The sequence below is a fragment of the Rhodococcus sp. 5A-K4 genome (assembly GCF_046097995.1).
Lineage (GTDB): Bacteria > Actinomycetota > Actinomycetes > Mycobacteriales > Mycobacteriaceae > Rhodococcus_F > Rhodococcus_F erythropolis.
Window position 1 is genome coordinate 224,975 of record NZ_JBJURM010000009.1, and the last position, 21,118, is coordinate 246,092.

Below are 21,118 nucleotides of genomic sequence, written 5' to 3' on the forward strand. Positions count from 1 at the left end.
CCCCGGTTCGCATCTGCACGGCGGCGAAGCGATATTTCGGCAGGTCCCGCGCCAGCGCGGGGTGACCGTGAACTCCTACGTCCAGATAGACGAAGTGCCCAGGTCTACCTGACGATCGTGACCGGAGTCGAGAACGACGTCATCGTCCACGAAATGCCACCAGGAGGATTCGAATTCATAGTCCACGACTGACTTCTCTTGGTATGTACGGAGATTCCTTGTCAGCGAGACTCTGCTGAATTGGCCTAGATGATCGGCACTTGTCCCCCGTCGTTGCGCTTATTCGATCCAGGCGCGCCGTTCCGGGTCGTCGTGGGACACCTAATGTATGGCGAGCGACGCCGATGTGGTCGGGGTCGGCGTATCGGACAGATCTACACACGAAATAGTTCCAGTCGATTCATGCGGTCGCTCAGGTGGCACGATCAATCAATAACAGCAAGCTCCGGCAGTCCGGCAACCACAACCGCGAGGTTGTAACCCGACATCCGCAGTTCTCCGTTGTCCCCGGTTCTCGCGTACTCCGCATGACCGAAAGCCCGCTCGTGCTTGACACCGTCCGGGGTGATCCCCTCGGCCGTGGACAATCGGTGGAACTCGGTGCGCGTCGGATCGCCACCGAAACGGCCGAACCCCGCGATACTGTCGCCTTCCGCTTTCATGACGTAGACGTGGCGGTCGGCGATACCGAGGTCCGACTCCACCTTGGCCCGCACGCCGGGAGAACCGTAGAACACCACGTCGTCGACCGCTGCGCTTGCCCCGCGTTGCAGCGCAAGAGAAGTCGCAAGCGATCCGTAGGAGTGACCCAACGCGGTGATATGGACTCGGTCGTTGACCGACGCAGCACGAAGACCGTGAAAGAAGCTACCCAACGCGTCGGCGGCTATGCCTGCCTTGGACGATCGACTTACGTCGAAGCTGGCCCGACCGATGTCGAACTTTCCCGGCCCGATCACCTGTGGCGCGTCGTATCCGATCCAGGCGATGGTGGCCACGCTCTCCTTTCGGCCGGCCAGTTCGAGTTGGCGCATCGCCTCGGCTCGTAATCGTGTTGCCTCGCCGACCATTCCGCGCATCGAGTCCTTGACGTTGGTGTTCAGTCCGGGAATCGTCACGGAGATGTGATCCGCTGTGTCCGGATCACCGATCGCAATCGCGGCAAATCCTCGTTCACCCGAGCGCATGTCCATGAGCAGTAACCGTCGACAAGGTGCGGCGTGAAACAACTCGTCGAGCGCGTCCAAATCCTCGAGTTTACGTTCGGCATACCACTGGCCCGCCCCGGTGTTACTCAGTCTGCCGCCGAAGAACTCCCGGTGAAGTTCTTGCGAGATTCGCACTGAATCATCTTGCAGCCGTGCTCGTTCTGATTGAATCCGATCGAGATTGGCGGGACTTCGCACCGCTGCGGGAATGCCGTCGAGGTTGGCAATCAGACTGGGTGCATGGCGCAACATCTGACGCTGCCGATCAGGGCTGAATGCTCGCCACTCCTCTCCCACACGCACAGCCTTGTCACGGAGGTCGGTGCCGACCTGGGACCGAAGCGACAACGCATGATGAAGATCCGCACTGACCAGCAGTGCCTCACCGATCAGTTCTCGAACGGCAACCGCGAGCAGTTGGGCGTGCACGTGGAGCGGGTGGCCGTCCGCGATGGGCGCAACCGCAGAGACGGTTCCGTCCTGCCGAATATGCAAGTCGTCGGCGACGGCTTCTTTGCGCAGCGTATTCAGCCGTCGACGGATGTCGCGGACGCGATGAGCGACCAGAACGCCTTCGAGCCCAGCGGACAGCTGATCCAAAGCTTCGACGTCCCATACGTCGATATCTGTGAGATCCACTCGAGTCAGGACGAGCGAGCTGCGATCCGAGCCTGTACTTCCGGACGACGCAACGGTGGGACGGTCTGAGGTGGCTGTCTGCGAGGTGGCAATGCGCTGAGCAGGCGCGTCGTCGTTTCGGTCACCTCACGCACCGCCTGTTCGAAGGCGTCTCGGTTCGCGTCGGACACCTTGGCTATTCCACTCACCTTACGTACGTATTGGCGAGAGGCAGCCTCGATCTCCTCGGGCGTAGCAGCGGGCTCGAGTCCACGAAGTTCAGTGATGTTTCGGCACATAATTCGACGATAACCCTGCTCACCGACGCCGTCACGGTTCGATACACCAATGTATCCAAACTGCCACGCAGATCCGGGCATCACGGTAGTTTCAGTGAAATTCCCCCAGTGACTGGAAGTAGCCACTAACTCATGGACTCTGCACTCACCTCCGTCGGCCTACCCGCCGCACTCGCCATCATCATGTTCGGCCTCGGGCTTTCCCTGACGGTCCGAGATTTCGCCCGCGTGGCAAAAGCGCCGAAGGCCGTTTCGATCGCCCTGATCTGTCAGTTGTTGTTGCTCCCGGCCGCGGCCTTCGGATTGGTCACGTTGTTCGACCTCGACCCACTGCTCGCGGTCGGCATGATGCTCCTCGCCGCATCACCAGGCGGCACGACGGCAAACCTGTTCAGCCATCTGTTCCGCGGCGATGTTGCTCTCAATGTGACACTGACTGCGGTCAATTCGGTGATAGCGGTGGTCACTCTCCCCCTGATCACCAACTTCGCGTTGGGTTACTTCGAACCCGAGGACGCGGACGGCACTCTCGGGCTTCAGTTCACGAAGGTGCTTCAGGTCTTTGCCGTCGTATTGATTCCTGTCGCCCTCGGAATGTGGGTTCGGTTGCGCTCGAGCGCCTTTGCCGAGCGGATGGACAAGCCCGTCCGCATCGGATCCGCGGTGGTTCTGGCACTGGTGATCGTCGGAACGGTTGTTTCCGAGCGCGAGAACATCGCGGACTATCTCGTCGACATCGGCGTCGTCGCTGCCTTGTTCTGCCTACTGAGCCTCTCGATCGGTTACGTCGTTCCCCGGATATTCGGCATCGAGGATCGTCAGGCAATCGCCAGTTCCATGGAAATCGGCATCCACAACAGCACGTTGGCGATCACCATCGCCGTCAGTCTCCTCAACAACGTGCAATTGGCAGTGCCGGCTGCGGTGTACGGCGTTCTCATGTTCCCGCTCGCCGCTGCCTTCGGCGCAACGATCACCCGCAAGTCACGGACAATGGCCGAAATCGACTAATATCAGGCGGTTTTCGATATAGGTGATCTGGTATCGCCGACCCTACGATCGATACGGACTCAGACCGAAGGGTATCGAAAAATGCTGACCACCACACCTACCGTGCTGGACGAACGCGCCTGGCAAGAGCTAGTCGACGCACTGACCCGTCGCCAATTCGGCATCGGAGCCGGGATGGCAGCAGTAGCAACAATTCTGTCGTCCTGCAGTTCCAGTGACGGTTCGGGTACATCTGACGACACTCAAATGCGCACCGTCACCACACCGTTGGGAACTTACGACATACCGACCAACCCCAAGCGGGTCTTGGCCGTCGACGCCCGCACCGACCTCGAGCTCGCCATTGCCCTGGAACTACCGGTCTTCGGATACAACATCTCGCCCGCCACCGAGTGGGTTCCCGTCGACGGATCGGCCGAATACCTCAGCGACAAGCCCAATCTGGAGCAGATCCTCGGACTCGCACCCGATCTCATCATCTGCGTCAACGCCGACAACGAGTACTGGCCCGCTGCAAAACTCCAAGCCATCGCTCCTGTCCTGACGACCGAATCGAAGCAGACGTGGCGAGAAAATCTCACCCGACTCTCCGATTGGTTGGGCCGAACCCCCACCATGGATCGCCTGATCACCGACTATGACGCTCTGATCACCGACATCCGCTCTCGACACGCTTCAGCGATCGCGGGAAAGACCGTCGCGAGTTTGTCCTACAGTCCGGACAAGGCCACGATCTACATCGACAGCCTGCCTGTGTCGGAGGAAGCCGGTAAGAAGAATCGCCAGCCCACCGACATGACGCTCGCCGACATCGGTGGAAGAACATTGAACACAACCGGTTTCGACAATCAGGGGCGACTGAGCATCGAGGAGATGGATCGCCTTCGCGATTGCGACGCGTTCATGGTTTCCGTCACCGACAGCAGCGACACCACCTTCGATCAGCTCTCGGACAACAAGTTGTGGCAACGACTTCCGGCTGTGCAGGCCGGGAACGTCACCGTTCTGCGCGGCAGTACGTACTACGGATCCATCTACACCAACATGTACGTAGCCAAGGGCTGGGACGATCTCTATTCGACGCTCGACTGATCAGACTTGTCCGTGGAAATGCCGGCCGCTCCCACGCGGTCGGCATTTCACGTTTCGAGGTCGATGCCCAACGCTCCGGAGAGGGTCCGCAGACAAATCACTCTCAACTCTTCCTGCGGTATGGAAGGTTGATCGAGCCAGTCGAGGCAGACAGCTCGGACGAATGCGATCCATCCCCGAACTGCGACGGCAGCGATCTGTCTTCTTTCACCCTCGAATTCCAGTGCGTCGAGGATTCGAATCTGCTGCTGTTCGAGTTCCCGTTCGACGATCGCTCGGATACCGGCCTCGGCGGAGAGCGTCCCCACGTTGATGGCGCGTACTCCCCTGCTGTGCGACTTCACGTACGCGAAGTAGGCGTCCAACCCGGCTGCCACCTGTTCGCGCACCGGTAGCGTCGCGTCCGGTGCGGTCACCTCGAGCAGGTGCTGCGATTCGCGCTCGACGATTGCGGCGAAGAAGTCTCGCTTGGTCGGAAAGTAGTGGTACATCAACCCGCGCGAGACGCCCGCAATCTCGGCGACCTCTTCGATCCAGACGTCCTCGTACGAACGATCGGCAAAAAGTTGCGCGCCGATGTCGAGCAACTGCGTGCGCCGCTGCTCTCGGTCCAGGCGTTTTCGTGGTGCGACCATAGACAAGTCAGATTACTACTTGACACCGATTCAGTAAGGCGTACTTTGCGTACTAGACACCAATTCAGTAAGCGATCTCACCCGGGGGACACACCATGAGCGTCGACACCACTCCAGAGGCGACGACCGATGCTCGGATTCCGCATCCGGCATGGCGCCTGCCAGTCCTCGGGGACGTCCTCGGGATCAATATCCGGACGCCGCTGCAGAACTCCGTGAGCATCGGGCGCGAACTCGGCCCGATCTTCGAGAGAAATGTCCTGGGAAATCGCTTCGTCTTCGCCTCGGGCGCGGACATGGTGGCAGAACTGTCCGACGAGTCCCGGTTCGCGAAGCACCTTGCGCCTGGAGTCAAAGCACTCCGCGGAATCGGCGGCGACGGACTGTTCACTGCGTACAACCACGAACCCAACTGGGGCAAGGCGCACAATCTCCTGGCCCCGGCGTTCAGCCAGACTGCGATGCGCTCGTACCACCGCACCATGCTCGACGTGGCCGGCGAGCTGGTCGATCATTGGGACAGTCGTGACAGCGACTCCCCCATCGACGTCTCGGCAGACATGACCAAGCTGACGTTGGAGACCATCGGACGCACTGGATTCAGCTACTCGTTCGACTCTTTCGAACGTGAAGAGCAGCACCCGTTCGTCAAGGCGATGGTCGGCGCTCTCTCCCATTCACAACGCACGACGTTCTTGAAGTCGACGGCCCTGGGGCGAGTCCTCGCACGTCGGGCCGATCAACGTGACGAGGTCCGCAAGGCGTACATGGCCGAGGTTGTGGACGAGGTGATCCGTGCCCGGCGGACAAGTACCGAACCGGGGCCGGAAGATCTTCTCGAACTGATGCTGCGGGCGGCACGCGAAAACGATCCCAACCGTATCGACGAACTGAACATCCGCCATCAGGTCGTGACCTTCCTCGTCGCGGGACACGAAACCACCTCCGGCGCGTTGTCGTTCGCGCTGTACTACCTGTCACGAAACCCTGACGTGCTGGCCAAGGCGCAAGCCGAGGTCGACAAGGTCTGGGAGGGCGAGGAGCCCGCCTTCGAGAAGATCGCGAAACTTCGATACGTACGACGCGTCCTCGACGAATCGCTGCGTCTGTGGCCGACCGCTCCCGCCTACGGCCGTGCGGCGCTCGAAGACACCACGCTCGTCGGCAAGTATCCGATGAAAAAGGGCGATTGGATGCTCGTGCTCATCCCGTCACTTCATCGCGATCCCGTGTGGGGCAACGATCCCGAGGCTTTCGATCCGGATCGCTTCCTACCTGCCAACATCAAGGCCAGGCCGGCGCACGTGTACAAGCCGTTCGGAACAGGTGAACGTGCCTGCATCGGAAGACAATTCGCCATTCACGAAGCGGTCCTCGTGTTGGGCACCATCTTGCAGAAATATACGATCGAAGCCGATCCGGACTACGAGTTGAAGGTGGCCGAACGGCTCACCCTGATGCCCGAAGGCTTCAACTTGACGGTCCGCCGACGCTGAGCTCGGCAAACGGCGTCGAGTAAGTCGGTTGAACAGTCCCGAATGCGGTAATCCCCGAGGTGGCAGCAGCGAGCACCGGCGCACCCTGGGAGTTCACATGACAAAGAGGCCTGCAGTTGGAATCGTCTTGCTCTCCGCGGCATTGGCCACGGGAGCGTGCTCGGCAAGCGTCGGGACGCCGCAAGTGGACAAGTCCGAAGTCGCAAGTCAGATCTCCACTCAACTCGCCGAGAAGATCGGCGAGCCACCTGACGACGTGACGTGTCCGGAGAACCTCGACGCAGAAGTCGGCGCATCGATCACGTGCATCCTGACCGAGCAGGGCACCGAATACGACGTCACAGCTACCGTGACCAGCGTTGACGGTGAAAGTGCGAACTTCGACATCAAGGTTGCGGATGTGCCGAACAACTAACTGCTGTGCGCCTTTATTAACCGCCGGCGGTTAATAAAGGCGCACAGCAGGGCATCAGAGCCGCTCGATAATCGTCGCGTTTGCGGTGCCGCCACCTTCACAGATGGTCAGCAGGCCGTAACGACCGCCGGTGCGCTCGAGTTCGTTGAGCAGGGTCGCCATCAGCTTGGTGCCAGTCGCGCCGAGCGGGTGACCGAGTGCGATCGCGCCGCCGTTGACGTTGACCTTGGCCGGATCTGCGCCGATCTCCTTGATCCAGGCCAGGACGACCGGGGCAAAAGCTTCGTTGATCTCGACGATGTCGATGTCCTCGATGCTCAGACCGGCCTTCGCGAGAGCATGCTTCGTGGCCGGAATCGGCGCACTGAGCATGAAGATCGGGTCGTCGCCGCGGGCGCTGAGGTGATGAATCCGGGCGCGGGGCTTGAGGTTGTACTTCTCCACCGCTTCCGCCGACGCCAGCAGCAGCGCACTCGCACCGTCGGAGATCTGGCTGGCCACCGCTGCGGTCATGCGGCCGTCTTCGACGAGAACCTTGAGCGTCGCCATCTTTTCGAGGCTGGTCTCGCGGGGTCCTTCGTCGACGGTCGCGTCGCCCATGGCAACGATCTCGTTGTCGAAACGACCCGCGGCGATTGCAGCCTTGGCGCGCTCATGGCTCTGCAGGGCCCACTTCTCGAGCTCTTCGCGGCTGATGTCCCACTTCTCGGCGATCATTTCGGCGCCCTTGAACTGCGAGACTTCCTGGTCACCGTAGCGCTCGGTCCAACCGACCGAACCCGAAGTCGGCGTGTCGAATCCGTACTGCTGACCGACGATCATCGCTGCCGAGATCGGAATCTGGCTCATGTTCTGAACGCCGCCGGCAACGATCAGATCCGCGGTGCCCGACAGGATGGCCTGAGCGCCGAAGTGCACTGCCTGCTGGCTCGAACCGCACTGACGGTCAACGGTCACCCCGGGAACGTGCTCCGGGAATCCCGCTGCGAGCCAGGACATACGGGCGATGTTGCCGGCCTGGCCGCCGATGGCGTCGACGCAACCGAAGATCACGTCGTCGACGTCACTGGGGTCGATACCGGTGCGCTCGACCAGTGCCTTGACGACGTGCGCACCGAGATCGATGGGGTGCACGCCGGACAGCGCGCCACCCCTCTTGCCGATCGGTGTGCGAATGGCGTCGACGATGTAAACCTCGGACATAGCGTTAGCTCCTAGTTTCGTTGTGCAGCAATAGTTCTTGAAGTTGATTCAGCAATAGCGTCTGAAGTTGTAGCCGGATCGGAGAGCCCGTCGAGCACGATCGCGAGATATTGAGCCGCGACGGCGTGAGCCGACAGGGATCCACCCGGGCGGTACCAGCGAACCGCGACCCACACGGTGTCTCGCATGAATCGGAAGACCAACTCGACGTCGATGTCGGAACGGAAGGTCCCGTCCGCGACGCCGGCTTCGAGGACGCCGACCCACAGGTCCCGGAATTCGGTGTTGCGCTCGGCCAGGTAAGCGAAGCGCTCGTTCCCGACGAGGTGCTTGACCTCGTCCTGGTAGATCGCCACAGCCGAATGTGAGGCGTCGATGGCCTCGTAGGAGGTCACCACCAGCGCTTCGAGCGTCGCGCGACTGTCCAACCCCGCCGCGACGATCTCGCGGTATTTTCCGAAGAGTTCGTCGAGGAACTGGTGCAGGATCTCGTCGACCATCGACTCTTTGGAATCGAAATGGTGATACAAGCTGCCGGACAGTATCCCGGCGGCGTCGGCGATGTCGCGGACGGTCGTCGCGCGCACTCCGCGATCGGCGAACAGCCCCGCCGCGATCTCGAGCAGCTCGTCGCGGCGCCCGGACTTGCCGTTTGATTCGTCGGAATTTCGAGGTGGCGTCATGTATTCAATCCTATCCAGGGCCTTCCCCTGTGCGCGGTCAGCGAGTCCGGGGACTCCTTAACCGCGCACGGGGACGCTAGGCCCTCTGCGAAGAAACGGAGACGATCTCGCCGGTCATGTAGGTGGAGTAATCGCTGGCGAGCATCGCGATGACCGTTGCGATCTCCCAGACCTCCGCGGCGCGGCCGTAGGCCTCGCCGGAAGCCAACTGGTCGAGCAGTTCCTCACTGGTGACCTTCGCCAAAAACGCGTGACGCGCGATGGAGGGCGAGACCGCGTTGATACGGACTCCGTACTCCGCGGCTTCGATAGCGCTGCACCGAGTCAGTGCCATGACGCCCGCCTTGGCTGCGGCGTAGTGAGCCTGGGAATGCTGCGCCCGCCAACCGAGAACGGACGCGTTGTTCACCAGAACACCGCCGTGGGGAACGCTCTTGAAGTACCGCAGCGCGGCACGCGTCGAACGGAAGGTGCTGTTGAGGGTGATGTCGAGAACGCGATCCCACTGATCGTCCGTCATGTCGACGACGGGTGTCTCGCCGCCCAGGCCTGCGTTGTTGACGACGATGTCGATACGTCCCAACTTCTCGGCCGCGCCGACGAATAACGCGTCGACCTGCTCGGTGCTGGAGACGTCGCAGATGATGGACTCGACCTGCTGGCCGGGAAACTCGGCCTTCAGCTTCTCCACCGTCTCGCCGAGCCGACGCTCGTGGAAGTCGGAGACGAGAACGTCGCCGCCCTCGAGAAGCACCCGGCGCGCGGTAGAGAAGCCGATGCCGGTTCCGGCTGCGGCGGTGATGATCGCCTTCTTGCCCGCGAGCAGTCCGTGGCCCGGGGTTTCCTCGGGCGCAACGGAAAGCGGGGACGCGGCTTTGGTGTCAGACATTAACGAGCCTCTCGGGGAAGACCGAGCACGCGCTCGGAAATGATGTTGCGCTGAATTTCGTTGGAGCCGCCGTAAATCGTGTCGGCGCGGGTGAAGAGGAAGAGGCGCTGCCACTCGTCGAGTTCGAGATGCTCGGGGTCGGTGATGTCCGAGGCATTGCCTTCGGAATCCGCCCACGGTGCAACCAACGACGACGCACCCTGCACGTCCATCGCCAGCTGTCCCAGGTCACGATGCCAGTTGGCCCACAACAGTTTTGCGACGGACGCTTCTCCGCCACCGGTTCCGGCGTCGACCGCGTCGAGAGTACGCATCGCGTGGGCGCGCATCACGCGCAGTCCGACCCAGGCGCGAGCGATCTTCTCGCGAATGTGCGGATCCTGGTCACTGCCATTGGCCTTCGCCAGGTCGACGACGCCCTGGAGCTCGCGAGCGAATCCGATCTGCTGTCCGAGCGTCGATACCCCGCGCTCGAAGGTGAGCAGCCCCATCGCGATCTTCCAGCCCTCGCCAGGTTCCCCGACCACCAGATCGGCGTCGGTGACGGCGTCGTCGAAGAAGACCTCGTTGAACTCCGACGTACCGGTGAGCTGCTGGATGGGCCGAACTGTCACACCAGGCTGATCCAACGGGACCAGCAGGAAGCTCAAGCCCTGATGACGCTTGGAGCCCACCTCGGTGCGGCAGACCACGAAGCACCACTGCGCGACGTGAGCCAGTGAGGTCCACACCTTCTGGCCGTTGATGATCCACTTGCCGCCTTCGAGGCGTGCGGTGGTGGAGACGTTCGCGAGGTCTGAACCGGCGCCAGGCTCGGAGTAGCCCTGCGACCACAGTTCGCTGACCGTGTTGATGCCAGGAAGGAATCGGCGTTTCTGCTCGTCGGTTCCGTACGCGATCAGCGTCGGGCCGAGCAGCTCTTCACCGATGTGGCTGACGCGAGCGGGCGCACCGGCCTTCGCGTACTCCTGATGGAAGATGACCTGCTGAGAGATGCTTGCTCCCCGCCCGCCGAACTCCTTCGGCCACCCGAGGCACGTCCATCCTGCGGCTGCGAGGTGCTTGTCCCACTCGAGTCGTTGCTCGAAGAACTCGTGCTCACTGCCGGGGCCGCCCTTACCCTTGAGCTGGGCAAATTTGCCCGTCAAGTTCTCGGCCAACCACTGCGCGACCGTGGCCGCAAACTCGTCGTCCGTCATCTGCCCGTCCGGGCTCTCGCTCTGGTCCACATATGTAAGATAACCTACCAAGCACTTGCTAGGTAGCGTGTCAGGTAGGAGTCCAGTGACCGAACAACCGAGAACCATCCCATCAGCCCTCATCCGGGCCGCCGAGGAGTTCGGTGAGCGCGCGGCTATCGCCGATGGCGACACCCGACTGACCTTCGCACAGCTACATCAACGTGTCCGCGATTTCGCCGGCGCGCTGATCAACCGTGGGGTGAAGGCAGGCGATCGCGTCGTCATCTGGTCGCCCAACACGTACCACTGGGTGATCGCCCTGCTCGGCGCTCAATATGCCGGCGCGGCCATCATCCCGATCAACACTCGATACACCGGCACCGAAGCTCTCGACATCATCGAGCGCGTCGACGCCGCGGCCTTGGTGGTCGTCGGCACGTTCCTCAAGGCCGATCGCTATCAGCAGTTGCTCGACGCCAACCCGGACCTGTCGATCCCGACCGTCATCCAGGTACCGATCGACGGGGACGACGACCGTGACGGCGTCATCGAGTTCGAGGACTTCCTCGCGCTCGCCACCGACGCCGCCCGCACCGAAGCCGATGCGCGTGCTGCGAAGGTGCAGCCAGACGACGTCAGCGACATCCTCTTCACCTCCGGCACCACAGGACGCAGCAAGGGTGCGATCACCGCGCATCGTCAGTCCATCGCTGTCGCCAAGTCGTGGGGTGAATGCGCCGAGGTCACCGCCGACGACAACTTCCTCATCATCAGCCCGTTCTTCCACACCTTCGGGTACAAGGCCGGAATCCTGGTCTGCCTGCTGAACGGCGCGACGATCGTGCCGGTGTCCGTCTTCAACATCGACGACACCCTCGCGCTGGTCAACAGCGAAAAGATCAGCATCCTGCCCGGTGCCCCGACGATCTACCAGACCATTCTCGATCACCCCCGCCGCAGCGAATACGACCTGTCCTCGCTCCGCATCGCGATCACCGGCGCAGCACCCGTGCCGGTTGCTCTCGTCGAGCGCATGCAGGCAGAGCTTTTCGACGCCGTCCTCACGGCATACGGTCTGACCGAGGCAGTGGTCGCGACCATGTGCCGCACCGACGACGACCCGGTCACCGTCTCCACCAGTTCCGGCCGCGCGACAGCCGATTTCGAGGTCAAGATCGGCGACCAGGGTGAGGTCCTGCTTCGTGGACCGAACGTCATGCTCGGATACCTCGACGACCCCGAATCCACCGCCAAGGCAATCGACGCCGACGGCTGGTTGCACACCGGAGACGTCGGAACCCTCGACGAGCGTGGCTATCTCGACATCACCGACCGCCTGAAAGACATGTACGTCAGCGGCGGATTCAACGTCTACCCCGCCGAGATCGAGGGCATGTTGGCTCGCCTGCCCGGCGTCCACGAGTCTGCTGCCATCGGCATCCCCGATCACCGGATGGGAGAGGTGGGCCGCGTCTACATCGCCCAACTCGACGGTGCCGGCCTCACCGAAGAGTCGGTGATCGCTTTCCTCAAGGAGAAGATCGCAGGCTTCAAGGTGCCCCGCGAGGTGCGCTTCGTAGATCACCTGCCCCGTAACCCCTCGGGCAAGGTCCTCAAAACGGTTCTGCGCGAGGAACAATCATGACCGTTCCCTTCGAAGCCGACGTCGTGACCTACGAGGTTCGTGACTCGGTCGCCGTCGTGACCTTGAATCGACCCGACTACCGCAACGCCCAGAACTCGGTGGTCACGTACGCCCTCGACGCGGCATTCCAGCGCGCCGTCGAGGACGACGACGTGAAGGTGATCGTCCTGGCAGGCAACGGACCTCACTTCAGCGCCGGACACGACCTGGGAACTCCGGGACGCGACCATCACGTCGAGTACGAGAACAAGGCCACCATGTGGTGGGATCACGTCGACAAGCCAGGCGGTGACCAGCGTTTCGCCCGCGAGATGGAGGTCTACCTGGGCATGTGCCGCCGTTGGCGGGAGATCCCCAAGCCCACCATCGCGATGGTCCAAGGCGCCTGCATAGCCGGTGGGCTCATGCTCGCCTGGGTCTGCGACATGATCGTCGCGGCCGACGACGCCTTCTTCTCCGATCCCGTTGTCCGCATGGGCATCCCCGGCGTCGAATACTTCGCGCACCCGTGGATGGTCGGTTCACGTTTCGCGAAGGAAATGCTCTTCACCGGCGATCGATTCACCGCGCAACGCGCCTACGAAATCGGCATGGTCAATCGCGTCGTCGCCCGCAAGGATCTCGAGAAGGAGACGTTCGAGCTCGCCGGGCGTATCGCCGAGATGCCGCGCTTCGGACTGGCTTTGACCAAGAAGGCCGTCAACCAGTGCGAGGATCAGATGGGGATGCGTAACGGCATCGACTCCGTCTTCGGTCTGCATCACTTCGCTCACGCTCACAACGCCGAGGTCGGCAAAGACTCGCTTGGTGGTCTCGACGCCAAAGCCATGGCTGCCAGTGCTCGCGCACCGCAGGAAGGAACAAACTAGTGGATCTCGTATTCGACGACGCCACAACCGCATTCCGTGACGAGGTCCGCTCGTTCCTGGAGGCGAATGTGCCCGCCACTCCCCTGAAGTCGATGGATACCGCCGAAGGCTTCGAAGAGCACCGTCAGTGGGAGCACACTCTCGCCGACGCCGGCTACGCCGTCGTGTCCTGGCCCAAGGAACTCGGCGGACGCGATGCGTCCCTGCTCGAATGGGTCATCTTCGAGGAGGAGTATTACCGCTCTGGCGCGCCCGGGCGCGTAAGCCAGAACGGCATCTTCTTGTTGGCTCCCACACTGTTCGAGCATGCAAATGCCGAGCAGTTGGCTCGCATCATGCCGCGCATGGCTCGTGCCGACGACATCTGGGCCCAGGCCTGGTCCGAGCCCGAATCCGGTTCCGACCTCGCGAGCCTGCGTTCGAGTGCGAAGAAGGTCGACGGGGGCTGGCTGCTCAACGGTCAGAAGACGTGGAGCTCACGCGCAAGCTACGCCGACTGGGGCTTCGGCTTGTTCCGCTCCGATCCGGATGCGCAGCGCCACAAGGGCATCACGTATTTCATGTTCGACCTGCGCTCGAAGGGCGTCACCGTTCGCCCGATCGATCAACTCGACGGCGAGCCCGGCTTCGCCGAGATCTTCCTCGAAGACGTCTTCGTGCCGGACGACCCGGCCAACCCTGGTGAGTCGGGTGTGATCGGCAACGTCAACGAAGGTTGGCGCGTCGCGATGAGCACCGCGAGCAACGAGCGTGGTCTCTCGCTGCGCAGCCCCGGCCGCTTCCTCGCCACCGTCGACCGACTGCTCGAGCTGTACAAGTCCAGCGGACGAACCGACGACAGCGCTCTGCGTAACCAGGTTGCCGACGCCTGGATCGGCGCTCGCGCCTACCAGCTCAACACATTCGGTACCGTCACCCGTCTCGCCGACGGTGGACAACTCGGCGCCGAGTCCTCGATCAACAAGGTCTTCTGGTCCGAGTGGGATATCGCCACCCACGAGACTGCTCTCGAACTGCAGGGCCCTGAAGCCGAGCTGGCCGACAACTGGATGGACGGATACCTGTTCTCCCTGTCCGGCCCGATCTACGCAGGCACCAACGAGATTCAGAAAAACGTCATCGCTGAGCGTCTGCTCGGCCTACCGAAGGCGGACCGATGAGATTCGCGCTCGACTCCTCCCACCAGGACTTCGCTGCAAGCATCGATGCACTGCTGACCAAGTCCGACATGCCCTCCGTCATCCGTTCGTGGAACGACGGTGACACCGAGCCGGGCAAGAAGCTCTGGCAGCGCCTTGCCGAGACCGGCGTCAACGGCCTCGTCATATCCGAAGAACACGACGGACTCGGCGCCGACGCCGTGGACCTGGTCGTTGCACTCGAACAGCTCGGTCGGCACGCTGTACCCGGACCGGTCGTCGAGACCATCGCAGTAGCACCGACGCTCCTGGCTTCCGTTGCACCGGAACGTCTCTCTGCTCTCGCCGAGGGTTCGCTGGCAACCGTCGCCGCTCCCCCGCGCACACCGTTCGCGCTCGACGCCAATGCGGTCGATCTGGTTCTACTCGCGCAGGACGGCACCGTCTCACTCGGCGTCCCTGGCGAAGCCAAGGCATCGGTGGATCTCTCCCGCAAGCTCTACGAGGTTTCCGCCGGCGAATCGCTGGGCTCCGCCGACTTCTCCGCAGCCTTCGACATGGGCGCTCTTGCCACTGCCGCGCAGTTGCAAGGTCTCGGCCAGACACTGCTCGAGGTCACCACCGAATACGCGAAGCAGCGCAAGCAGTTCGGCAAGGTCATCGGACAGTTCCAGGCAATGAAGCACCACCTGGCAGAAGTTGCCGTTTCGCTCGAAATGGCTCGCCCCCTGCTCCACGGTGCCGCTCTGTCGGTTCGCGATCAGTCGGCCGACGCCTCGCGTGACATTTCCGCCGCCAAGGTCGCGTGCGGGGATGCTGCTTACAAGGCCGCCCGCGTCGGACTCCAGGTTCACGGCGCCATCGGCTACACGATGGAACACGATCTCTCACTGTGGCTCACCAAGGTACGAGCATTGCTCACCGCCTGGGGCACACCGTCCGAGCATCGTGCGCGCGTCGTCGAAGCGCTGGTTGCATCATGAGCATCGACACCGAAGACCAGGCAGCACTACGTGCGTCGGTACGCGATCTCCTGAGCAAGCATTCCGACTCCGCTGCCGTCCGCGCTGCCATCACCACCGAGATCGGCTACGACGCCGCGTTGTGGAGCAAGCTGTGCGAGCAGATCGGCGTCGCCGCGCTGGCGATTCCGGAGGAGTTCGACGGCGTCGGAGCAGGTTTGGGCGAGGTACATGTGGTCCAGGAGGAACTGGGCCGCACGCTGACCCCCTCACCGATGCTGGGTTCGGCGATTCTTGCCGCACAGGCACTGCTGCTTTCCGGTGACGACGACGCATGCTCGCGACTGCTGCCCGGTGTCGCGTCCGGAGAGAGCACGCTCGCCCTGTGCTGGGCAGGGGCTGCGGGTTGGAGCACCTTCGGCGTCGAGGCAACCGAGGATGCGTTGACCGGCACGGCGTCGTACGTCCTCGACGGACACATTGCGGACACCCTGCTCGTTCTCACGGCCGACGGCTTCTACGAAGTGGATCCCGCGGCCGAGGGCGTCTCCCGCCGACGCGTCCCCACCATGGATCCGACGCGAACGCTGGCGGAGGTCACGTTCTCCGGTGTTCGTGGTCGGCCACTGGAGTGGTCCGAAGATCTGGTCGATCGCATCCGAACCGTCGTTCTGATCGCGTTGTCCGCTGAACAGGTCGGAGCGGCCGCAGCGATCGTCGAACAGACCGTGGAATACACCAAGTCGCGCAAGCAGTTCGGTCGCGCGATCGGTTCTTTCCAGGCCCTCAAGCATCGGATGGCCGACATGTACACGTTGGTCGAGACGGCGCGGTCGATGACGTACGCCGCCGTGGCGACGCAGTCGGCGGACGACGCGGCAGTGGCGAAGGTCTACTGCTCGGAAGCCTTGCAGCAGATCACCTCCGAAGCAGTTCAGTTGCACGGCGGAATCGCAATCACCTGGGAGCACGACGCTCAGCTGTACTTCAAGCGTGCACACGGCAGCGCTCAGCTCTTCGGACAGCCGAGCACCTACCTGCCGAGCCTCGCTCAGGCCGCGGGTCTCTAAGACACATCGGTGCTTGTTCGCTCGCAATCCCGGGCGAACAAGCACCGATGCTGCCCAGTCAGTGGAATGAACCGCAGATTTATGCGGCTGGATCACGCAGAATCGGTCACCAGACAGCTGTCCATCTCACAGACCGGAGTTTTCTCGTGAATCGATTCGACGACAAGCGCGTCCTCATCAGCGGCGCAGGGTCCGGAATCGGCCAGGCCACCGTTGCCCGCATCCTGGCAGAAGGAGGCACCGTCGTCGCCGCCGACATTTCCGAGACCGGCCTCGAACAGACTCTGAACGCCTCGAAGGACGCCGGCCACTCCGATCGCCTCACCACGGTGAAGGTCGACATCTCCAGCGAAGAGTCTGTTCGCGAACAGGTCGGCGCTGCGATCAAGGTTCTGGGCGGGCTCGACGTGCTGGTCAATGCGGCGGGCATTCTGCGCTCCGCGCACACCCACGAGATGACACTCGATTTCTGGAACACCGTCATCGGGGTCAACCTCACCGGAACATTCCTCATGACGAGGGAGTCCCTGCCGGCACTGCTCGAAAGCGGAGCAGGCGTCGTGGTCAACTTCAGTTCCACTTCGGCGACCTTCGCCCACCCGTACATGACGGCATATGCGGCGTCGAAGGGTGGAATCCAATCCTTCACGCACGCACTTGCTCTCGAGTACAGCAAGCAGGGTCTTCGCGCCGTGGCCGTCGCACCCGGCAGCATCGCTTCGGGCATGACGTCCGATCCCGGCTTCCCGGCCGACATCGACTTCACGCTGCTCGGCAAGCTGGCCCCGGCAATCGGTGAGGGTTTCGCGCCCCCGTCCGCCGTCGCCGGTGTGATCGCGATGCTCGCTTCCGAGGACGGCTCGTTTGTCACCGGAACGGAAATCCGCATCGACGGCGGCACGCATATGTGATCCCTGCTGTGCGCCTTTATTAACCCCCGGCGGTTAATAAAGGCGTACAGCAGCGAGGCGGCATACTTGTCTAGCCGCCCGGAACCCGTCCGACGGTACGACGTGCGGTGGGGAGCCAGCGGTGAGCGAATCAACAGGCAGTACGAACCTCGAGCCCGTGCTGATCAGTCCTGTCGTCGGCGGAATGATTCGCACCTGGTCCGAGGACGAGACCCGCTTGTGGAGCGTCGACGATCCCGCCGCTCTCGGCACACTGCTTGGACGCGGCCTCGTAGCTCGTACTGCTCTGCCGGACAACAAGTTCCGAGAAGTTGCGTTTCTGGATACCCAGACCCAGGCCCTCACTGTGCAGCCGCGCTTCGCTTCCCCGGACAGCACTGCCCTCGCCGCACCGTTCAAGCTCACCGACGCGTCCTCCCCGACCGGCGACGCTTGGGAAGATCTCGAATCGGTACTCGCGTCGATCGCGATCTCCGCTGCTGGACGCGGCGAATTCTGGCTCGCGGAACTCGGCGGGTGGGATTCTCCGCACGAGCCGAACTGCCTCTTCACGACCGTCGACGAATCGGGCCTGGCCAACGCAGTCATGGAGGCAACCCCTGCACCGGTGGGCACAGGCGTCTGGCCGGAGGTTCCGAGCGACCAATCCGGCGTTTCGGTGTCGGCACCAGCCTCACAGGACACCATCGAGGCTGCCGGAATCTTCGCGGTTTCAGCGATCGAGACGTGGGGCGTCACACCGTGGGACATCAACCTCACCTTCGGCAAACTGGTCGATTTCGCCTGATCAACGGCGCCGACACGCGGCGGTGAGTTGTACGTCTCCTCTCAGCCGACGGCTCACGGTTCGTCACAACACGCCCGATGGCCACGACATCGACCCCCTCGATGGGCATACTGAGGGAACTGGGGTTACTCCCGGTCACAAATACCCGTGGATCCGCGTCGGGGCGGGTGCGGTCCGACAACACGCGAGCAGCCACAGACACTGGCGGCTCCGAAAGGTTCAATCATGGCAACCGACCAATTACAGACGGTTGTATTGCACGGCGACCAGCTCAAATACGTCGACCAAGGCAGCGGCCCCGTCGTGGTGCTCATTCACGGCCTGCTGGGCGCGCACTCCAACTGGGAACCGCAGATCGAGACGCTCTCGCGTCATTACCGCGTGCTCGCCCCTGATCTCTTCGGACACGGTGCGTCGGACAAGCCTGCCGGCGACTATTCACTCAGTGCTCACGCCGCCACTGTGCGTGACCTCCTCGAAGCCCTCGACATTCCGTCGGCCACCCTGGTCGGCCACTCCCTCGGTGGTGGGATCGCGATGCAGACGCTGTATCTGTTCCCCGACCGGGTGGAGCGGCTGTGCCTGGTAGCCAGCGGTGGACTCGGCCCCGAGGTGAGCCCACTCCTGCGTGCGGCGACACTGCCCGGCAGCGAACTGGTACTTCCCGTCCTCGCGTCGAGGACGCTGACCGACGTGACCGACAAAGCGCTCGGACTTTTCAACAAGATCGGCCTGTTCAAGCTCGGTGCCAGCGCGAGCGAGGCCCGTAAGAGCTTCGCTTCGGTATCGGACGCGTCGACCCGTCAGGCATTTCTGGCGACGGCACGATCGGTCATCAATTACAACGGTCAAACCGTCAATGCCACTCCGCATTTCGCCAACTTCAAGAATCTGCAGGCACTACTGGTGTGGGGTGAGGAAGACACCATCATCCCCAACGCCCACACCGAGAACGCCCGCGCCGAACTACCGCTGGGGCGGGTGGAAATCTTCAAGCGCGCCGGACATTTCCCGCACCTTGACTACCCGGATCGCTTCGACCGCGTCTTCTCCGAATTCATGACGGACTGCGGAGTCGGTATCGGCACCGGACCCAAGGCCGTCAGCAGCTGACCACTATACTTCTCACGCGGGAAACTTCTGACCACTATACTTCTCACACGGGGAACTTGAAGCCGTGGCGATGCCGAGCGTCGTTGCAAGCCTTCAGCGCAGTGTCCCTGCCGGACCCTGGCAGCAATAGGGTTAAATAGGCGACATGAGCATACCCAGTCCGTTCGACAAATTAGAAGACCAACTCTCAGCCGAGCGCAAGAAGGTCGATGTCGCATACCACGACTTTTCGGTTCGCGAATTGGTCCGCATGCTCGCAGAACATGAGCTCAATATCGCACCTGAATACCAAAGAAAATATCGCTGGAAAGCTGATGTCGCATCAACTTTCATCGAATCAGTTTTACTTGGTTTGCCCATTCCACCAATATTCGTCGCTACCGATATAGGGTATCAGTGGGAAGTCGTCGACGGACTGCAGCGACTCTCCAGCCTTCTCTTGTTCTGCGCTCCCGACGACGAAGCACTTAAACTCGTAAAACGCACACAGCCACTAAAGCTCGAAAACCTACAAAAGTTAACTCAATTAAATGGATTGCAGTTTTCAGACTTCCCAAAACCGATTCAAATGTATTTCAACCGACAACCTCTAAAGCTAATATCTTTAACAGACAAGAGTGACCCTACGGTTAGATTTGACTTGTTTGAGCGACTCAACGCCGGCGCAATATCCCTAACCCCCCAAGAGGTTAGAGCATGCATATACCGCGGAGAATTCAATACCTTCATCGAACGCCTCGGAGAGTCAAGCGATTTTACCTCACTCCTAAAACTCGACAGTGCCGCCGAAAAAGACGGCACACCAACCGAAGAAGTTTTGAAGTATTTCGCATATAAAAACTCGCAGTCAACATTCTCCGGAAAAGTTAAAGAGTTTCTGAATAAATATATGGATACCGCAATGAAATCGTTCGACTATGAGAAAGAGGAAGACGTATTCACGCAAGCGACCAGTTTTCTAGTAACCGCCACCGGCGGGCGGCCATTCCTTCGAAGCGGCGCGAATATAACACCGACAGTTGCCTTCGAAGCTTGTTTAGTTGCTGCTGCACGGATCATTGAGTCCGGAAGAAACCCCGAAGTGCAAGATCTCGACTGGATTAACGATCCTCAATTGAGAGAATATAGCCGAGGGGGATCTAACACCAAGCCCCTACTGGAGAAGAGAATTCAACGGGCATCTGAACTGTTTGGCGCATAGATGGCTTTCGAAGAGGAAGTTTATTTGGCGGCCGATCGAGCACTAAATCGAATTGACAATCTCAAAACGATGCTCATTCACGTCTCCAAGTCGAGCAACGTCGATATGCCAAGAGATCTATATTCGCGTGAAGTTAGGGCTGCCTGCATCATGTACGCCATGGCCGAGTTGGAGTCACTAACCACGGCGATAATACACGAAGCAAATCGGGAGATAAACTCCAGATCACATCCCCTAGCCGCAGTCAAACCTTGCATACGCGCGCTTGCCGGGCATGCCATATTTGATTCAATTCGCGACACAAATAACCATCAGAAGCTCTGGGAAAATAAGATAGCTGTGACCTGTCTTGAATCTAGTACGGAAATCCTCTCGGTACCAATCGTACACAACCAGGCGCAACCACCCCTGGATGGTAAAACCTTAACGCCAAGACATTTCGTTAGATTATGGTCAGTATATGGATTGACGGGAGACTGGTACCCTAAATTGCAATGCGCTATGACTCTGACAAAAATAAGCGGAATGCGGAACGATCTCGCTCACGGAAACATACCATTCGCAGATAACTTTTCACAGCCAGGAATAAGTGTAGAAACTGTTGAAGAGTACATGGATCACATGTCCGAGTTGTACTGGCATGACCCCCATCAAGTGACCCGCAAGCTATGAGAATCCTTCCGCCCTGATC

General features: G+C 61.3%; 20 protein-coding genes. 13 read left to right on the plus strand and 7 right to left on the minus strand.

Features of this window, described 5'->3' with window-relative positions; all coding sequences use genetic code 11:
- Positions 1 to 425: 425 nt before the first annotated feature.
- Both ACKAMS_RS14800 and ACKAMS_RS14805 read right to left on the minus strand, forming a co-directional pair.
- On the minus strand, positions 426 to 1,847 hold the full coding sequence (locus ACKAMS_RS14800; protein ID WP_408989186.1) for an alpha/beta hydrolase: 1,422 nt from the start codon (positions 1,845 to 1,847) through the stop codon (positions 426 to 428).
- Positions 1,848 to 1,852: 5 nt separating this feature from the next.
- The gene (locus tag ACKAMS_RS14805; protein ID WP_003945457.1) at positions 1,853 to 2,125 is read right to left on the minus strand and encodes a DUF2277 domain-containing protein; all 273 of its coding nucleotides are present in this window, start codon (positions 2,123 to 2,125) and stop codon (positions 1,853 to 1,855) included.
- A gap of 132 nt (positions 2,126 to 2,257) precedes the next feature.
- Between ACKAMS_RS14805 and ACKAMS_RS14810 the strand changes: the two genes are divergently transcribed.
- Entirely contained in the window at positions 2,258 to 3,136 is an 879-nt protein-coding gene (locus ACKAMS_RS14810; protein WP_021342902.1) for a bile acid:sodium symporter family protein, read from the plus strand.
- An 81-nt stretch (positions 3,137 to 3,217) separates the two neighbouring features.
- Entirely contained in the window at positions 3,218 to 4,228 is a 1,011-nt protein-coding gene (locus tag ACKAMS_RS14815; RefSeq protein WP_408989187.1) for an ABC transporter substrate-binding protein, read from the plus strand.
- A gap of 47 nt (positions 4,229 to 4,275) precedes the next feature.
- Here the strand turns inward: ACKAMS_RS14815 and ACKAMS_RS14820 are convergent, their stop codons facing one another.
- A complete protein-coding gene (locus ACKAMS_RS14820) occupies positions 4,276 to 4,863 on the minus strand; it encodes a TetR/AcrR family transcriptional regulator (protein ID WP_020906279.1) in 588 nt (195 codons plus the stop codon).
- A gap of 95 nt (positions 4,864 to 4,958) precedes the next feature.
- On the opposite strand from ACKAMS_RS14820, the gene ACKAMS_RS14825 reads away from it, so the two are divergent.
- Together ACKAMS_RS14825 and ACKAMS_RS14830 are read left to right on the plus strand one after the other, a co-directional pair.
- Positions 4,959 to 6,359, plus strand: a complete 1,401-nt coding sequence (locus ACKAMS_RS14825) for a cytochrome P450 (protein ID WP_020906278.1) — start codon at positions 4,959 to 4,961, stop codon at positions 6,357 to 6,359.
- A gap of 97 nt (positions 6,360 to 6,456) precedes the next feature.
- The gene (locus ACKAMS_RS14830) at positions 6,457 to 6,774 is read left to right on the plus strand and encodes a DUF4333 domain-containing protein (RefSeq protein ID WP_020906277.1); all 318 of its coding nucleotides are present in this window, start codon (positions 6,457 to 6,459) and stop codon (positions 6,772 to 6,774) included.
- Between the two features lie 54 nt (positions 6,775 to 6,828).
- Here ACKAMS_RS14830 and ACKAMS_RS14835 read toward each other — a convergent pair whose 3' ends face one another.
- From ACKAMS_RS14835 to ACKAMS_RS14850, 4 genes are all read right to left on the minus strand, one after another.
- Positions 6,829 to 7,977, minus strand: a complete 1,149-nt coding sequence (locus ACKAMS_RS14835; protein ID WP_003945727.1) for an acetyl-CoA C-acetyltransferase — start codon at positions 7,975 to 7,977, stop codon at positions 6,829 to 6,831.
- An 11-nt stretch (positions 7,978 to 7,988) separates the two neighbouring features.
- The gene (locus ACKAMS_RS14840) at positions 7,989 to 8,660 is read right to left on the minus strand and encodes a TetR/AcrR family transcriptional regulator (RefSeq protein WP_003945807.1); all 672 of its coding nucleotides are present in this window, start codon (positions 8,658 to 8,660) and stop codon (positions 7,989 to 7,991) included.
- Between the two features lie 76 nt (positions 8,661 to 8,736).
- A complete protein-coding gene (locus ACKAMS_RS14845) occupies positions 8,737 to 9,549 on the minus strand; it encodes an SDR family oxidoreductase (protein ID WP_003945582.1) in 813 nt (270 codons plus the stop codon).
- Positions 9,549 to 10,778: an acyl-CoA dehydrogenase family protein gene (locus tag ACKAMS_RS14850; protein WP_020968470.1), complete on the minus strand. Its 1,230-nt coding sequence runs from the start codon at positions 10,776 to 10,778 to the stop codon at positions 9,549 to 9,551. Before ACKAMS_RS14850 ends, ACKAMS_RS14845 begins: the two co-directional genes overlap by 1 nt.
- Positions 10,779 to 10,833: 55 nt before the next feature.
- Here ACKAMS_RS14850 and ACKAMS_RS14855 point away from each other — a divergent pair, with 55 nt between their 5' ends.
- From ACKAMS_RS14855 to ACKAMS_RS14895, 9 genes are all read left to right on the plus strand, one after another.
- The gene (locus ACKAMS_RS14855) at positions 10,834 to 12,375 is read left to right on the plus strand and encodes a FadD3 family acyl-CoA ligase (protein WP_408989188.1); all 1,542 of its coding nucleotides are present in this window, start codon (positions 10,834 to 10,836) and stop codon (positions 12,373 to 12,375) included.
- A complete protein-coding gene (locus ACKAMS_RS14860; protein WP_019746945.1) occupies positions 12,372 to 13,244 on the plus strand; it encodes an enoyl-CoA hydratase in 873 nt (290 codons plus the stop codon). Before ACKAMS_RS14855 ends, ACKAMS_RS14860 begins: the two co-directional genes overlap by 4 nt.
- Positions 13,244 to 14,404, plus strand: a complete 1,161-nt coding sequence (locus ACKAMS_RS14865) for an acyl-CoA dehydrogenase family protein (protein WP_007734181.1) — start codon at positions 13,244 to 13,246, stop codon at positions 14,402 to 14,404. Before ACKAMS_RS14860 ends, ACKAMS_RS14865 begins: the two co-directional genes overlap by 1 nt.
- On the plus strand, positions 14,401 to 15,366 hold the full coding sequence (locus tag ACKAMS_RS14870; RefSeq protein ID WP_020906274.1) for an acyl-CoA dehydrogenase family protein: 966 nt from the start codon (positions 14,401 to 14,403) through the stop codon (positions 15,364 to 15,366). The genes ACKAMS_RS14865 and ACKAMS_RS14870 overlap by 4 nt, the downstream gene beginning before the upstream one ends.
- Positions 15,363 to 16,415: an acyl-CoA dehydrogenase family protein gene (locus ACKAMS_RS14875; protein ID WP_070796358.1), complete on the plus strand. Its 1,053-nt coding sequence runs from the start codon at positions 15,363 to 15,365 to the stop codon at positions 16,413 to 16,415. Before ACKAMS_RS14870 ends, ACKAMS_RS14875 begins: the two co-directional genes overlap by 4 nt.
- A 146-nt stretch (positions 16,416 to 16,561) precedes the next feature.
- Positions 16,562 to 17,326 carry an SDR family NAD(P)-dependent oxidoreductase gene (locus ACKAMS_RS14880; RefSeq protein WP_408989189.1) on the plus strand — a complete coding sequence of 255 codons (765 nt, stop codon included), beginning with the start codon at positions 16,562 to 16,564 and terminating at the stop codon, positions 17,324 to 17,326.
- Between the two features lie 121 nt (positions 17,327 to 17,447).
- On the plus strand, positions 17,448 to 18,113 hold the full coding sequence (locus ACKAMS_RS14885; protein ID WP_283309547.1) for a hypothetical protein: 666 nt from the start codon (positions 17,448 to 17,450) through the stop codon (positions 18,111 to 18,113).
- Between the two features lie 225 nt (positions 18,114 to 18,338).
- Complete coding sequence (locus tag ACKAMS_RS14890; RefSeq protein WP_408989190.1) at positions 18,339 to 19,226, plus strand: alpha/beta fold hydrolase; 888 nt, start codon at positions 18,339 to 18,341, stop codon at positions 19,224 to 19,226.
- Between the two features lie 145 nt (positions 19,227 to 19,371).
- Positions 19,372 to 20,427: a DUF262 domain-containing protein gene (locus tag ACKAMS_RS14895; RefSeq protein WP_408989191.1), complete on the plus strand. Its 1,056-nt coding sequence runs from the start codon at positions 19,372 to 19,374 to the stop codon at positions 20,425 to 20,427.
- The last annotated feature ends 691 nt before the right edge of the window (positions 20,428 to 21,118 follow it).